At 47.0% G+C, this 19,072-nt stretch carries 1 protein-coding gene; it reads left to right on the top strand.

Annotated features, from left to right (window positions below; genetic code table 11):
• Positions 1-383 precede the first annotated feature (383 nt).
• A complete protein-coding gene (locus tag ECHVI_RS17835) occupies positions 384-19,070 on the top strand; it encodes a T9SS C-terminal target domain-containing protein (protein WP_015267426.1) in 18,687 nt (6,228 codons plus the stop codon).
• Positions 19,071-19,072: the final 2 nt, after the last annotated feature.

Raw genomic sequence — 19,072 nt, 5'->3', positions numbered from 1 at the left:
ATAAGAGTCTAATTGGTGGATTATGTATACGTATTGCTGATTTTAGCTTTTTTGTCAGATTCATGGGTGAGTTGTTATCGCTTATTTTTGGGGGGTAACTGAGTTTTTTGCAAAAATTTAACGAATTGTTCCAAGTCTATCTTAAAGTAATTTTTGAATTTAAAATTTTAAGGAAAAATTGTTCTATACCTTTTGTTTGACAAATTATGCTCTATTGAAAAGGGAGCCTTTATGAGGAATTCATGGAGTTTTCAATTATTCAAAGAACAGGTCTTAAACGAAAAGCTGCAAATTCAAACTGCAGAACATTTTAAATTAAAGGATATAGGATTTTAAAAAAAGGGGCTATCGGCTCGTTTTTTTAATTAAAACCAATCACGCTTATGATAGTGGTACGCAATGCGCTGTTACTTTTTATGGTACTTTTTGGCTGGGTAAGAATTCCTTCTGCTTATGCCCAAATCCTCACTACCGACATGCAATTAAGCATGACCGTGGATAATTCAACCCCTGAAGTCGGGGAAACCGTTACCTTTACCTTGGCTGTTCAAAATGCCGGTAATATCCCAGCTTCAGGTGTCGTGGTCTCGAATCCATTACCTTCGGGACTTAATTATGTAAGTGATAACGGTGGTGGAAATTTTGATCCGTCTACTGGAGAATGGGGAATTGGTATCATGACCGCTGGTCAAGGGGCCTCTTTGGAAGTGGTGGCTACCGTAGAGCCTACTGGCAGCTATACGGCTTCAGCTACGGTCTCAGCCAATCAAAACGATAATTTCCCTGGTAATAACAGTTCTAATGTCACGCTATCTCCTGTCCCGGTAGCTTCTACCTCCCTGTCTCAAACGGTTTCCAACGAGACTCCTTCCATAGGTGAAGAAGTGACGTTTACGCTAACCCTTACCAACGATGGCCCTTCTACCGCTACAGGTGTTTTGGTGGAAGGACTGTTGAGCAATGGCTTGCAATATATTTCCAGTAATGCCAGCTCAGGGAGTTTCGACCGTGAGGCTGCCAGCTGGACCGTTAATGATTTGGCTGCTGGAAACCAAGTAGTACTGAATGTGGTAACAGAGGTCTTACAGCCTATATCCCAAAATATTTCCTATCAACTGGACGCTAGTATATCATCCCAAAATGAAATTGACCCAAATGAAGATGATAACAGTACCGCTGTCAGTATTTTTCCTGTGGCAAACCCTTCCTGGGAAATCACAAAATCATCTCCTGACGCATCGTATGCCGCTCCGGGAGATCAGGTAGGATTCACGATAACGCTTCAAAATACCGGTAATGTAAACGTGAGCGGTGTCCAGTTGACGGATGAGCTCGTAGACCAAGCGCCTGTATTGGTCAGCGGAGACTCCAACAACGATGGTATTTTGAATCCTGAGGAGTCGTGGACGTATTCCGCGACCTACACCGTTACGCAAGCTGATATAGATAATGGCAGCATTACCAATACTGTTAGTGCCAATGGCAATCCCTTAAAGGGAGAACTTCCGGACACTGTTGATGAAATCACCATAGATGCAGCACAAACGCCGTCATGGACCTTGGCCAAAACCAGCAATACAACACCAAATGAATACACGAATCCCGGAGACGAGTTAACCTACGAAATTACCGTTGAGAATACCGGGAATGTGTCAATTAGCGATGTTAACGTAAATGATCCCACGGCCGGCAGCGGTCCGACACTGATTTCTGGAGATTTGGATAGTGATGGTGTGTTGGATGTGGATGAAATTTGGACCTATGAAGTTCGCTATACGGTTACGCAGGCAGATATCGATGCGGGAACTTATACCAATACGGCTACGGCGTCAGGAAGCCCGGCAGGAGGAGTACTGGATCCTGCTTCTGACCAGGAAATTATTCCTGCTGTCCAGAACCCTTCTTGGAGCCTGACCAAAACAAGCAATACCTCACCCAATGAATTTACCGTTCCAGGTGACCAATTGACATATGAAATCATCTTGGAGAATACTGGGAATGTATCGATCAGCGAGGTGGATGTAAGGGATCCCATGGCCAGTGGTGGTCCGACATTGATTTCAGGTGATGATAATGGAGATGGAGTGTTGGACGTCGGCGAGTCGTGGTCTTATGAAGTGGATTACACCGTGACGCAGGAGGATATTGATGCTGGGGATTATACGAATACTGCCACTGCTTCAGGTGCTCCCGCTGGAGGGACGCTGGAAGATGTCAGCGATAACGAAACCGTACCGGCTGTCCAAACTCCTTCCTGGACCATCAGCAAAGATGCAACGACGGCCAGTTACGCGAATCCCGGAGATGTGATTGACTACGACATTACCGTTACCAATACCGGTAATGTTTCCATCCGAAATGTGGATGTCCAAGATGAACAGGCTTCCAATGGCCCAAATTACAGCTCAGGAGATGATGATGGGGACCAAGAGTTGGATGTAGGAGAAGTTTGGGTGTATACGGCCAGCTATACTGTCACCCAAGCGGATATTGACAATGGAAGCTTTACGAACAGTGTTACCGGTACTGCTGATCCTGCAGGAGGGACGTTAGAGGATGTTACGGACCAAGAAACGGTACCTGCTATCCAAGAGCCGGAGTGGGCAATTGTCAAAAGTACCGATGAAATTAACTATACCAAGGTAGGACAGGTCCTGAATTATACCATTGAGGTGACCAATACGGGTAACGTGTCCATTTCATCTATTGCGGTGACAGACCCTCAAGCCACCAGCGGCCCAAGTTATCTTTCCGGCGATGATGGGGCAGACGAGGTGATGGCACCGGGCGAAACCTGGGTGTTTTCGGCCACGCATGAAGTCACCCAAGATGATCTCAATAATGGTTCGTTTACCAACACGGTAACAGCCAATGGGGATCCGGCCGGTGGAGAACTTGATGATGTGACTGATGAGGTTACGATCCCTGCGGTAAAGGATCCGGCCATCCGTGTACTTAAGGTGGCCAATAAGAGTGGTTACAGCCAAGTGGGAGAAGAGATCACCTATACCATTTTTGTCAACAATAGCGGTAACGTTTCCTTATCCGATGTCGCGGTAACGGATCCTTTGACCGGTTTTGCAGATGGAATTGATGTCATTAACAGTGGCGATACCATCCGTTTTACCACAACATATACGGTTACCCAAGAGGATATTGACAATGGTAGCATTACCAACACAGCAGTGATAGATGCTACTGATCCAGACGGGAATCCTCTTCCAAGTGAAGACGATGAGATCATCAATGCCTCTCAAACACCTAAAATTACCCTTAGTAAAAATACCGACCAGACGAGTTATGATGCCGTGGGGCAGATAATCACGTATGAAATTGTCGTGTCCAATACCGGTAATATTACCATCGAGAATCCAGTGGTGGATGATCCACTGGCCACTTCTGGCCCAACCTATTCGTCAGGAGATACGGATGGAGATGGTGTTTTGGATGTAGGGGAATCTTGGGTCTATACCGCTACGCATGCGGTAACACAGGAGGATATTGACGCAGGAAGCTTTACCAATACCGTTACGGCAAATGGTGATCCAATTGCGGGTGATTTAAGGGAAGAAACTGCCAGTGAGACGGTCGATGCGGATCAGCTGCCTTCCTGGACCATCGAAAAGAGCAATACCAATCCTACCAATTCCTATGCGCAACCCGGCGATGAGCTCACGTATGACATCGTGATCGTCAATACAGGAAATGTGTCCATTAGTAATGTAAGTGTATTTGATCCTAAAGCCACTACTGGGCCTACGTATGTGGCGGGAGATGATGCCAATCCGGATGTTTTGGATGTCGGAGAGTCGTGGACGTATTCCGCGACCTACACCGTTACCCAAAAGGACATTGATAATGGCAGCTATACCAACACGGCCTCCGCCAATGGGAATGGCATAGGGGGAGATTTACCGGAAGTGTCCGATGATGAGACCGTACCGGCAGAAGCATTGCCGAGTTGGACGATCAGCAAAACCGCTGGCCAAGACACTTATCAAACGGTAGGTGAAAATGTGACATATACCATTGAAGTGGAAAATACGGGTAATACTTCCATTACCAATCCAGTGGTCAGTGATCCGCAAGCCACCTCAGGGCCTACTTACCAATCTGGAGATACCGATGGGGATGGAGAGATCGATCCAGGTGAAACTTGGTCATATCAAGCGACTTATCAAATTACCCAAGCCGATATTACCAATGGCAGCTATACCAATACAGCCACAGCATCAGGAGATCCCACCAACGGCACGTTGGATGATGTGACCGATGAGGAGACCATCGATGCAGTACAACTAACAGAACTGAGCTTGGACAAATCTGTCTCTCCTGCCACGTACGATGCTGCTGGACAAGAGGTCGTGTTTACCATTGTGGTGACCAATAGCGGTAACATGCCGATCAATAATGTGATCGCTTCTGACCCGTTATTGGGCGTTAATGAATACATTGGCACGCTTCAGCCAGGAGAAAGTAGGACGATTACAGTGCCTTACACCATTACGCAAGCAGATGTGGACAATGGCAGCATCACCAATACCGCTACTACCAGTGGGGAGGATGTGGAGGGAGGAACGGTAGATGATACAGATGATGCTACCACAAATGCCGACCAACAACCGGAAATTTCAATAGAAAAATCATTGGATGGGTTGGGATACACTGGCGCTGGTGATGAACTGAATTATACCCTTACCGTGACCAATACCGGGAACGTGACGTTGACGGATGTTGTGGTGACGGATCCATTGACAGGGCTCAGTCAGACCATTCCGGAATTGGCTCCTGGTCAAACGGTAGAAATCCCCGTGACCTATACCGTTACTCAGGAAGATATTAACAACGGTTCTGTAACCAATGCCGCAGAGGTGACCGCAGATGATCCTAATGGGGACCCCGTCATTGATGATGATGACATCACCACCAATGGAGGTAAAACCGGGGAAGTCAATATCATTAAAACGGTGGATGAAAGTGCTTTTTACTATGCGGGAGATACCTTGCATTATAATATTACGGTGGTCAATACTGGTAACGTGGACATTACAGATGTTACCGTGACCGATCCCCTTACCGGTTTGACTGAAACGGTTCCGGTAGTAGCTCCAGGCGATACATTGCGTTATACCACTGAGCATATTGTGACGCAAGAAGAAGTGGATGCAGGAACGATTACCAATACCGTAGAATTCGAAGGGACGGATCCAGATGGCAATGAGGTGGTGGATAATGATGAAACCAATACCAATGCTGCCAAAAATCCAGAGCTTACCGTCAATAAAACATCCAATCCAGATGAATATACCAGTGCAGGTGATGAAATTACCTATACCATTACGGTTACCAATACAGGTAATGTCACCTTGACGGATGTAGTCGTGACGGATCCTCTGACAGGCTATAATAATACCATCCCAACGTTAGCTCCTGGGGAGACGGTGACTATTGAGGAGGAATATATCGTAACTGCCGATGATGTGTCAAGAGGATTTATCACCAACACCGCCACTGCTGAAGGACAAGATCCGGATGGGAATGATGTGATTGACGAAGATAGTAATATCATCAACCCTTCAGGGGAAGACCGAACTGAGTTGACCATTACCAAAACACTTGAAGAGTTTGGCTACAGTGATAATGGTCAAGTGCTGCATTATACCATTACCGTGCGTAATACGGGAAATGTCACCTTGAACGATATCACGGTAACGGATCCGCTGACCGGACTGGACGAGAACATCGCTACATTAAATCCTGGGGAAACCGCCGTATTTGAACAGGAATATACCGTAACACAAGCGGATGTAGATGACGCTGTGATTACCAATACGGCTACAGCGGAGACTTCCACTCCAGTGGTTTTGGAAGATAGTGATACCAAGATTATTTATGGCACGCAGACTCCAGACATAGAGTTGAGAAAGCGTGTAGTGGAGAATGGTTATAAGTCCGTGGGCGATGTGCTGACTTACACGATCTTTGTTCGTAACGAAGGAAATGTAACGCTTAGCAATGTGCAAGTAACCGATCCCAGAATGGGAATCGACCAGTCATATCCGTCGTTAGCACCCGATGAACTTCAACGGATTGACTTTACCTACACCGTGGAGCAGGAAGACCTGGATAGGGGATATATTGAAAATATAGCAGATGTTACTTCCACTGCTCCAAAAGGGGAAGTGTTGACAGATGAGGACACGGTAAGAATATTTGCCGCTCAAAATCCGCATTTGGAAATGGTAAAAACAGCCTCAGAGGCTTCCTTCGGGGCGGTAGGTGATGAAATCAACTACACCATTACCGTCAACAATACCGGTAATGTTTCGTTTTTTGATCTGGTGGTTACGGATCCCTTGACAGGATTAAATTCCTCCATTGGTACGTTGGCACCAGGGGAGGATGCGCAAATCACAGCAACTTATACAGTCACACAAGATGACCTGGACAACGGAAATGTCACCAATACGGCCGCCGTGGACGGGACGGATTTTGATGGCAATCCAGTAAATGAAACCAGCACGGTGGTGGTTCCGGCGGAGCAAAACCCTGAACTGACGCTCACCAAGACGCCAGATATTAATGAATTTGACCAGCCAGGAGAAACCATAAATTATGCGATCACGGTCACCAATAGTGGAAATATTACCATTACTGATGTCAATGTCACGGACCCGCAAGCGGTCAATGGACCTGACTACGAGTCAGGAGACACCAATGATGATGGTATTTTGGAAGTAGGGGAAACCTGGAATTTCACGGCTGACTATACCACCACTCAAGCAGATGTGGACAATGGAGGCTTTACCAACACCGTAACGGCTTCAGGTACTCCAGCTGGAGGTAACCTTAATGATGGCACGGCCTCAGCCACAGTGCCATCCGTCCAATCACCTTCTTGGACGATTGAAAAAACCAGTACGACTGCTCCGAATACTTACAGTTCGCCAGGTGACCAACTCACCTATGAAATAAGCCTTGAGAACACCGGCAATGTATCCATTCGAACCATTAGTCTGGCGGATGCAGGAGCGGATAATAGTCCATTACTGGTGGCAGGAGATACCGACAGCGATAATGAATTGGATGTGGATGAAACCTGGGTGTTTGAAGCAAGCCACACCGTTAGCCAAGCGGATTTGGATGCCAGCAGCTATACCAATACCGCTACAGCTTCCGGGGATCCATCCGGGGGAACTTTAGCGGATATCAGTGATGATGAAACCATTCCTGCTACGCTGAATCCGGCCTGGACACTGACTAAGGTGAGCACCACACAGCCCAATTCCTTCAATAGCGCAGATGATCAGTTGAACTTTACCTTGCAATTGGAAAATACGGGTAATGTTACGATTAGCAATGTCCAGTTAATGGATGAAAAGGTGAATGAAGGACCTACCTATCGCGGTGGAGATACTGATCAGGACGGTCAATTGGATGTCGGAGAAACGTGGAATTATTCTGCCAAATACCTTACCGTACAAGCAGATGTGGATAATGGAGAGGTGGTCAATACGGCCATTGCTTCAGGTACTGTGGAAGCTGGAACCTTGGAAGATGCCATAGGAGAAACGACTGTTCCGGCTATTGTCAATCCACAATTGACCCTTAGAAAATCCGTGGAAGAATCAGGCTTTACGGCTCCAGGAGAAGTACTGAACTACACCATTATCGTTACCAATACCGGAAACCAAACCATTTCGGCCGTTCAGGTGACAGATCCTTTGACAGGGCTATCTGAAACCATTCCTACGTTGGCTCCAGGACAGTCTATTACGTATAACGAGCCTTACACCGTGACGCAGAATGACCTGGATGTGGGGACGATCGAAAACACAGCAACGGCCAATGGTACGGATCCGGATGGAAATGACATTACAAGTGAAGATACTGAGGTGATCAATGGTTCCCAGTCACCTGCACTTGACCTCATCAAAGGCGTATCAGAAAATGGTTATATCCATGCCGGTGAGGTGGTGAATTACACGTTGGTAACACAAAATACGGGTAACGTAACCCTCTTCGACGTGGTGATCGTGGATAGTTTGATCAACTTGAACATTGAAATTGGGCAATTGGATCCTGGTGAGCGCAGACGGTACGATGAGCCTTATACGATTACCCAAGCCGATGTCGACCGTGGTGAAATAGCCAATACGGCGTACATCATCGCCACCGATATCAATGGAAATGAATTGATTGACTCAGATTCAGAATTGCTGATTGGCACACAATTGCCGAGTCTTTTGGCTTCCAAAACCAGCTCCACTTCCAATTATGATGCCGTGGGCGATACCATTCAGTATACGTTTACCTTGACCAATAACGGTAATGTGACTTTAACGGATGTTTTGGTGACGGATCCAAATGCTGAAGTTACCAGTGTCAACCCGGTGGCCTCTCTGGCACCAGATGAATCAGTAGTGCTGCAGGGTAGGCATGTGGTCACCCAAGCGGATTTGGATGCTGGAAAATATACCAACAGGGCTACGGCCGTGGGCAATGATCCTAATGATGTTCCCATCAGCGCTACCACCAACCAAGTGACGGTGCCGGCTATTCAAACCCCGCAATTAACAGTGACCAAAGCTACTTCCACTGAAAATTACGATGCCGTGGGGGATGTCATAGCGTATACCATAGCAGTGGAAAATACCGGTAATGTGACCATTACCAATATCAATGTTTCCGATCCAAAAGCTGAAATCCTTGACGATCCGGCCATTGCACAGCTGGCTCCAGGAGAATCGGTTACTTTACAAGCTTCCCACACCGTGACCCAAGCCGATTTGGATGCCGGAGAATATGCCAATACGAGCGAAGCTACCGGTAAAGACCCCAACAATAAAAATATAACGGACCGTTCAAATGAAGTGGTGGTGCCTGCTGTTCAGGAACCGGCTTTGGAATTGACCAAGTCTTCCACCAAAACAACTTATAGTGCTGTTGGGGAAGTTATTCCTTATAGCATGGTGGTGACCAACACAGGAAATGTCACCATGCACGATATCGAAGTGACCGATCCCAAAGCAGAGATTTTATCAGGCAGTCCTATTTCCAGCTTGGCGCCTGGTGCTTCTGCCGAAATTACTGCCCAACATGTAGTGGTGCAAGCGGACATCGACGCCGGCATATATATAAATCAATCCACCGCCACGGGTAAAGATCCCAAGGACAAAACCCTTTCTGTGGTGTCGAATGAGGTGGTTTTGACTGCTGTTCAAACAGCTGCTTTTGAAATAAGAAAGGCTACCACTACACCTACTTATGATGCGGAGGGAGATGTGATCCTGTACGAATTGGAAGTAGAAAATACCGGCAATGTGACGCTTCATAATATTGTCGTAAGCGATCCCAAAGCGGAAATTACCAGTGGCAGCCCAATAGCCACACTTTCTCCCGGTAAAATAGCCAAGCTTACGGCAGAACATACGATCACGCAAGGAAATGTAGATGCAGGAAGCTATACCAATCAAGCCACGGCAACCGGTCTGGATGTAAATGACGAGCAGATCACGAACCTTTCCAATGAAGTAACCGTCAATGCCGTCCAATCACCGGAAATCCAAATCACCAAGACCGCAAGCCCGCTAAATTATGAAACAGTGGGAGCCGAAATTGACTATACCATAGTGGTCACCAATACCGGAAACGTCACCTTGTCAAGTGTAAATGTCGTGGATCCGCTAACCGGTCTTGAGGAATTTATCGGTTTACTTTCGCCGGGATCGAGTAGAAGCTTCACTACTGATATCGTCATTACACAAAGAGATTTAGATAATGGATCCATAACCAATACGGCTTCTACTACCGCAATGGATACCCATGGAAATGAAGTGAATGATGAAGATGATGAAACTGTTACGGCCATACAAGAACCATCCATTACCCTTACCAAAGAAGGGGACAAAGCTACGGTGTTTGAAGTCGGAGAGCAGATCAATTATACCTTTACCGTCACCAATACAGGTAACCTTACCCTTACTAACGTATCGCTTTCCGATCCACTTACGGGTTTAAGTGAGGGAGTGGTAATCTTGACCCCTGGTCAGACCTTGACTTTTAACGACAGCTATGTGGTTACTCAAGCGGACTTGGACAATGGCCAAATACCGAATACCGCCACCGTTAGCGGTACCGCTGCTAATGGTACTTTAGTGAATGATGCTGATGATTTTTTGGTTACGGCTGATCAGATAGCGGCGATTGAAGTGAATAAGGAAGGTGATCGCTTTACCTATTATAATACAGGCCAGGTAATTACTTATGACTTGGAAGTGACCAATACCGGTAATGTGACCTTAAGTGATGTAACCTTGGCAGATGCCCAATTGGATTTTGAGCAAAATCTTGGTGAAATAGCCCCTGGTCAAACCAAGCGCTATACAGGATTGACTTATACCATTACACAACCTGACTTGGATAATGGAAGCTTTCTCAATACTACGATCGCTACTGGCCAAGCTCCGAATGGGGATACTGTAAGTGACGAAGACTTCTTCGAGGCGGATGCCCTTCAGGCTGGAGTAATTGGTATTTCCAAAACTGCCACCCCAAGGTTCTTTAACAATGAAGGAGATGAAGTGACCTATACTGTGGTCGTGACCAATGAAGGAAATGTTACCCTCACCCTTGTACAGGTGAACGATCCGATCACGGGGCTGAATGAGACCATCCCTACCCTAGCTCCAGGCGAATCACAAACATATAATACCATCTATTCCGTTACACAAGAAAATGTGGACAATAGGACATTATTAAATACCGCTACCGCATCAGGCATAACCGCCGGCGGGGAAGAAGTCAGTGTATATGACCAATACCGTATTTATTCCTATGGGATTCCAGCCATAGAAATCACCAAAAATGCCAATGTCAATACCTTTTCCCAAGCTGGAGATGTCATTGAATACACGTTGAGGGTAGAAAATATAGGCAATCAAACGCTCAATGACGTAGTGGTAGAGGATCCGTTGACAGGCTTTAGTGAAACGGTATCGACACTCAGTCCGGGTGAGGTAGCCCTATTTAGTTTTACGTATACCACCACACAAGAAGACGTGGACAGAAGGTTGTTGGAAAACACGGCCACGGCCACAGGAACTGGACCAAACGGTAATGAAGTGACAGATGAAGACCGTGTGGAGATTATCCCGCTTTGGTCAGCCAGTCTGGATCTGCAAAAAACAGCCGATCCACTCTTGATCAATCAGGCAGGAGATCAAATTACTTACAATTTTGTATTGACCAATACCGGCAATATTACCTTGACCAATGTTCGAATTTCTGATTCATTGATCGGTGCCGAGCAGGAGGTGGGGACGATGGCACCTGGGGCTTCCCAGACGTATTCGGTTACTTATACCGCGACCCAAAACCAGATCGATGAAGGCAGGATTGTCAACGTCGCTACGGCCACGGCAGAGGCTCCCAATGGGCAATCAGGTACGGTGGAAGATCGTGCAATTGTGCTGGTGCGAAGGTCAGGCCAGATCCAGGTGACCAAAACAGCAGATGTATCCTCTGTGCAAGTAGCCGGAGATATCATCAATTATGATATTGAGGTAACCAATAATGGAAATGTTACCTTGACGGATGTGGTGATTACAGATCCGCTGACAGAATTTGAGCAGCAATTGGACAGCCTAATCCCTGGAGAAAGCCAATCCTTTACCACGTCATATACCGTCACCCAAGCAGACATAGATGCTGGAGAAATTCCGAATACAGTAACCGCTAGGGGAGTGACGCCTGCCAATAGAGAGGTAGTTGATGAGGATGAAGCGCTGGTGATAGCAGAAAGGAATGGAAGCATCGAAGTGGTGAAAACGCCTGAAATATCGTCCTTTGATGCAGCCAGTGTGACCATTCCTTATCGTATCACTGTCACCAATACAGGGAATGTAAGCTTAAGTAGTGTCAGGGTAAATGATCCACTCACAGAGTTGAATCAAGTGGTAGGTACCCTAGAACCAGGTGAAAGTCAATCATACGAAACGACCTATCAAACCACCCAACAGGATGTGGACAATGGCATGGTTACCAATGTAGCCACTGCTCGGGGCAGGGCTCCATACAGTGTATTGCTCATTGATGCAGATACGGCTAATGTCCCCGCTGATCAACGGGCAACAGTTGATTTGGTGAAAACCGCAGATGTTGATGAATACAGTACAGTAGGTGAGCTCATTACGTACACCTTGACCGTCACCAATACCGGTAATGTTTCCCTGAGCAATGGAAGCCTAACAGATCCGCTGACAGGAGTAAATCTGAGTGGAGGCACCTTGGCCACAGGTGAAACCAAAGCCTTTACGGCTTCTTATACTGTCACGCAAGAGGATCTTGACCGTGGTTATATCCGGAATATCGCTACCGTCAGGGGAAATGCACCTTCTGGGGAGCGGGTATCTGACCGGGATACACTGCAAATCAGTGCCGTACAAAACACCACCATTGAATTGACCAAATCGGCCAATATCTCCACGTATACACAAGCGGGTGAAGTGATCCGTTACAGCCTGAACGTTTCCAATGCTGGCAATGTCACCTTGTCCAATGTCACGGTAAGGGATCCTTTGACTGGTATGGACCAGATGGTAGGTACTATGGCTCCCGACGCTAGCCAAGGCTTTGTTACCCGATACACCGTCACACAAGAAGATGTAGATGCTGGGGCGATCACAAATGACGCCGTAGCCCAAGGATTTACACCAAGTGATCAGTCGGTGACAGACAGTGCTGCGGTAACCGTAGTCGGTTTACAGTCGCCAAGTATTTCCCTTACCAAACTGCCCGATGTCGATTCCTTTGATGCGGCAGGATATGTGATCAATTACAGCTTGGAAGTAGAAAACACCGGCAACACGACATTGACTGCCGTTCAACTGGTAGATTCCCTGACCCAGACAGATCGGGGTCTGGAGGATTTGGCACCGGGTGAAGTGGTGACCATCAATGCCTCCTATACCACTACTCAGGAAGATCTGGATGCAGGAGAGGTGCTGAATACGGCTACTGTTACTGGAGAAAGCTCATTGGGAGAAATCGTCTCTGGGGAGGACCAGGCGAATGTTCCGGCCTTAGTGGAACCATCCATTCAGCTGCAAAAGGCTGCCAATGTCACCAATTATGATGCGTTGGGACAAGTCATTACGTATACCTTGACTGCTATCAATACTGGAAATGTCACCTTGGACAGTGTTACGGTCAGGGATCCTCATAATGACTTTGAAGAGCTTATTGGCACCTTGTCTCCAGGACAAGACACCACGCTTACCACTACTTATGTGGTGGAGCAAGGAGACTTGGATGCAGGAAATATAACGAACATAGCCACAGCAGTAGGCCTCGATCCATTTGGGGAATGGGTAAGTGACGATGCGACGGAAGTCATTACTGCTGATCAGTTGGTAGCCTTGGACCTAGACAAGGCCGTCACCCCTAAAACCTACTCGGCAGTGGATCAAGAGATTACTTATACCTTGACCGTGATCAATGAAGGTAACGTTACCTTGAGAAATGTCAATACTGACGATCCACTCATTGGCTTTAACCAAACCATACCTACGCTGGCACCAGGTGATACGGTAGTCTTTACCCAACCTTATTTGATCATCCAGGATGACCTTGATCAAGGCCGTATCGTCAATGAAGCTACCGCCGTAGGGGATGCACCAGATGGAAGTACAGCAGAAGCGGAAGACAGGGCCACGATCATTGCAAAACAAGCTCCAGCAATCGAAATCACCAAAACGGCTACGCCACGAAACTATAGAAGTCCAGGAGAAGTGATAAGCTATACCCTGGAAGTGACGAATGTGGGTAATGTAACCCTCCAATCTGTAAATGTGACGGATCCGCTGACTGGCCTGAACCGGTTCATTTTGGCCTTAGCGCCAGGTGAATCGCGAACGTTCAGCACAACTTACACGGTGGACCAAGTAGATATCGATACGGGAATCGTCGTAAACAGTGCGACGGCCAATGGCAAGGCTCCTGATGGGGAAAGGGTAAATGATGTGGATACAGCGCGTGTTTATGCATTGAGGGCTGGTGTGATCGAAATTGACAAAACCGCTTCACCTAAAGTTTTTGATGCTGCGGGGGATGTGGTGACCTATACCATCACCGTCACCAATGCCGGAAATCTTACCCTTTCAAGTGTCCAAATAGCAGATGATAAAATTGGGTTTAGCCAAAACCTACCGGTATTGGCACCAGGGGCTTCCCAATCTTACACAGTGGATTATAGTCTCACTCAAGCCGATGTAGATGGATTGGTGGTGGTCAATACCGCTACTGCTACAGCGATGACACCAGACGACGAGGAGGTGACGGATAGCGATAAGGCCACCGTCGTAGCTCGGGGTGAAGGAGCGATAGAATTGACCAAAAGTTCATCTGTGAAAATTTATGAAGCACCAGGCCAGGTTATTACTTATACCATACAGGTAGAGAATATCGGTAACGTGAGCCTCTCAGATGTTACCGTGACAGATCCATTGACAGATTTTGAACAGCAGGTCGGTACCATGGCTCCGGGAGAGATCCTGACCTTCACGGAAGAATATACCGTAACACAGCAAGACATTGATAATGGACGCATCATTAATACGGCTTCGACCCAAGGAACTACACCAATAGGTAGAGTCGTGGAAAGTGAAGACCGAGTGATCATACAATCTATTAGGTCCCTGGATTCCGGACAGATTCTCGTCAGCAAAGAGGCTCAGCAAACGACTTATGATGAGGCTGGTGAAGTGGTCGAATTTGAAATTATTGTCACCAATTCAGGAATTTTAACACTCTCCAATATCCATGTACTGGATAGCCTTACGGGCATGCTGGAGGAGGTCCCAACGATGGCTCCGGGAGATTCCATAACCTATACTACCAGCTATACCATTCTTCAAGAAGACTTGGACCGCGGTCAGGTGACCAATACGGTAGAAGTTGATGGTACTACGCCAAAAGGTAGGGTAGTGGAAGCGACCGATGATGCCCGCATACGTGGTCTGCAGGCATCGGCAATAGCCTTCGGAAAAACAGCAAGTCCAAAAGTCTACCATGTGCCTGGAGACGTGATTACCTATACGCTAATTGCCACGAATACCGGTAATACCACTTTAACGAATGTGCAAGTAAGTGATCCGCTGACCGGGTTTGCCGCTACAGAAGATGTCCTTGCTCCGGGTGATACTGTGATTTTTAACACCACTTATACCATTTCCCAAGCTGATATAGATGCTGGAAGGGTCGTCAATACCGCTGAAGTCACGGCATTAGATCCTGATGGAATAAACATAAGCGCTGAAGATGATGCTCGTGTCCTCGCTTTAAGGTTGGGCAGATTGGGATTGGAGAAGACCAATGTTACGCCTGATTATGCTGAAGTAGGAGATGTAATCGATTATACCATTTCGGTAACCAATACCGGAAATGCTACTTTAGTTTCGGTAAATGTCAGTGACCCGTTGACGGGCTTGAATGAAACCATCCCTCAGCTGGATCCAGGACAAAGCGTAACATATAATACAGCTTACACGGTAACGCAAGCAGACCTCGACAGGGGAGAAGTGGCCAATACTGCTACCGCCCAAGGCCTGACGCCAATTGGCCGAAATGTACGCGCCACGGACGATGCTTTAGTTCCTGCATTGGTTTCAGGAGGTATTTCACTTACCAAATCCCCAGATGTAAATGATTATGATGCGGTGGATGACGTAATTAACTATTCTTTGGAAGTGGCCAATGTCGGTAATGTCACCCTTACAGAAGTCCAAGTGAGGGATCCACTAACCGGACTGACGCAGCAGGTAGGTAAACTGGTACCAGGGCAGTCCACCACCATCCAAACTGACTACATCATCCAGCAGGACGATTTGGATAAGGGCACAGTAGACAATACGGCCACAACTTCCGGCAGAACCCCTATGGGACAAGCGGTCAGGGATACCGCCAGTGCACAGGTGGTGGCCATACAAACCCCAGCCATAAGCCTGACCAAATCAGCCAACAAAGATACGGTATCGCAAGTAGGAGAGCGAATTACGTACACCTTGACGGTCACGAATAGCGGGAATGTTTCACTGCATGACCTCTCCTTGGTAGATTCCATGACCAATTTCACCGAAACGGGCGCATTGATGGCTCCGGGGCTTACGGTAACGCTGGAAACATCCTATGAAGTTACCCAAGCAGATTTGGATGCCGGAATGATTGAAAACATTGCGATGGTAGAAGGATACAGCCCAAGTGATGAACTGGTGAGCGCTCAAGATACAGCAGTGGTGCATGTAAGTGAAAACCCGTCCATTCTGATCACCAAATCAGCCAATAAAGACACCGTGGCCCAAGCGGGCGAATCCATCCAATATTCCCTTAGCATCACCAATACCGGGAATGTGACGCTTGGTGAGGTAAATGTAACTGATCCATTGACCGGCCTAAATGAAGCTGTCGGGACATTGATTCCGGGAGAGAGCACATTAGTGGAAAGCCAATATGAGGTGACGCAAGCAGACATGGATGCTGGCACGATTGATAATACCGCGCAAGTATCAGGTTCCTCTCCTGCATCTACCACTGTACAAGATGAGGACACTTACCGAGTCTATACGCAGCAGGAAGGTGCCATTTCCTTGACGAAAACCGCCAGTCCAAGCAGTTACGATGCCGTAGGAACAGTCATAACGTATTCCTTGACGGCCAGCAATACGGGAACCGTCACACTTTCTGATGTAACCGTTAATGACCCAAGAACAGCCTTTACCGAAAACTTGGGAAGCTTGGCACCAGGAGCGTCTGCCACTACTGAGACTACCTACACGGTAACTCAAGAAGATCTAAACAATGGCAGCATCACCAATTTAGCGGATGTGTCCGGAATATCCCCGAATGGGCAAAATGTGATGGCAGAAGACAGTGCGCTGGTGATGGCTCAGCAGATGGCACAAATTACCCTTGAAAAATCAGCCGATAAACAGGAAGTGTTCGAAGCAGGAGAGGTAATCACGTATGATTTAGTAGTCACCAATACCGGGAATGTAGACCTTGTGGATATCTCACTTACTGATCCGATGACCGGGTTGATTGAAGACGTGCCCGCTTTGGAGACAGGAGAATCCATCACTTTCTCAGCCCAATATACTACGACCATTAATGACCTGGCTGCAGGTACATCCCTGATCAATACAGCAACCGTCCAAGGTTTTGGGGTGAATGGCCAAGAAGTAGAAGCTGTCGATCAAGCAACCGTAACGATTGGATGTGTCGGAAATACCTTGATTACCGGCAGGTTGTTCAATGCAGCAACAGATGAGGGATTGGCAAATGTTCCGGTGATATTGGTGCCAGAAAACAACCAACCTGGTGAAGGATTAATGGTGCTGACAGATGAATCAGGGCAATATACCTTTGAAGGCCAAAGCACCGGAAAATACAGGCTGATGGTTTTTGACCGAAACATCAATAAAACCCAAGACCTGTATCCTGTCAATAGCAATACGGTTAATCTTAACCTTCAAAACTGCACTTACCTCACGTATGATTTCCCTTATGATAATGCCTCAACACCGGTCATCAACGGTTACGTTTGGTACGACCTGAACAGCGATGAAACGCAAAACGAGTGGTTTGATGCAAACGGTGATGGGGAAGTTACCCAAAACACCATAATGCAAGGAGAGCCAGTGGATATAAGCGAGTGGGAATGGTTTGATTTTAATGGTGATGGAAGCTATGAAGGTCCTGAAAATGACGGAGAACTGAACAAAGCAGGCTTTGGTAATCCTCAAGGAGCCAATATTGAGATTTCAGGACCCAATGGCTATTTCCGCAAAGCCACCATCAATGCTTATGGTTTCTGGCAGCATGCGTTAGAAAATGCCGATCCATTTGGTGAATACACGATCACCTTGGTGCCAGACAGCACCTTTGCCCGGAATGGTATCGGGCTTGCAGCCACCGGCTTGGTAAGCATGTTACCGAATAGTGGCGCAAGGTTGTCAGCTGTACAAGAGAACCTGATTTGTGAATTTACGACCGAACAAGTGCTCGTGAAGAACGTGACGATTGGGGATGTCCCAGACTTTGACTATGGCTTGAGTTGTAGATTGGAAGAGGAACCCATCATTGCAAATGATGATGATTTTGGGGAGTTCTTCTTAAGCTATGATGGGGTCTTGGGGAATGTGCTGGACAATGACCTTTTCAATGGTGAGCCTGCACAGCCAGAAGATGTCACGATAGTGGTTACAGATGCAGATGGGCTGTTGGGATTGAATGTAGCAGCGAACGGTAACCTGACTGTAGTGCCGGGCATCAATGAGCCGCGGGAATACACGCTTTCTTATGATCTTTTGGAAACTGGTGACGAGGACAATTTTGACAGTGCCGTCATAGTCTTCAGCTTGGTGAATGATGAAGTGGATTTGGCCATTTCCAAAACCTCTTTCGGTGCGGAGATCTATGAAGGCGATGAATTTGAATATGAGTTGGTGGTGACCAATGTCCATGATACAGACGCCACCAATGTAATTATCAGCGATGTCCTACCAGACGAGTTGACCTATATCAGTTCTGAGGTAGTGACCAACCGGGATGATATCATTGTCAATACCAATGTAAATGGTCAAGAACTGGCATGGGCCATGCCAAGTCTTCCTGTCGGTGGAGAGGTGACCATTACCATTCGTGTGGAAGCCGGCAACCCCGCCAGCATTATCAACACGGCTGAAGTGGAAGCGTTTGAAGAAGACATCAATCCGGAAGACAATACGGCTACAGACATCAATGAAATCAATCCATTCCGAATTCCAAATGTCATCACACCAAATAACGATGGTGACAATGATACCTTCGAGGTGCTGGGATTAGGCAAATTTGAAAGTAACAGGATCACCATCTTCAACAGGTTCGGTGATCACGTGTTGGAGCAGGAAGATTACCAGAATGATTGGGACGCTCCTGGGCAGGTGGCAGGTACGTATTACTACATCCTTTTGTGTTATGATGAGGATGGTACCGAGCATGAGTTTAAAGGCTGGATTCAGGTAATAAAAGATTAAGC

Source organism: Echinicola vietnamensis DSM 17526, assembly GCF_000325705.1.
In the GTDB taxonomy this organism is placed as follows: Bacteria; Bacteroidota; Bacteroidia; order Cytophagales; family Cyclobacteriaceae; genus Echinicola; species Echinicola vietnamensis.
Note: the sequence above shows the minus strand (reverse complement) of the source record. Positions and strands in the feature narration are given on the sequence as shown.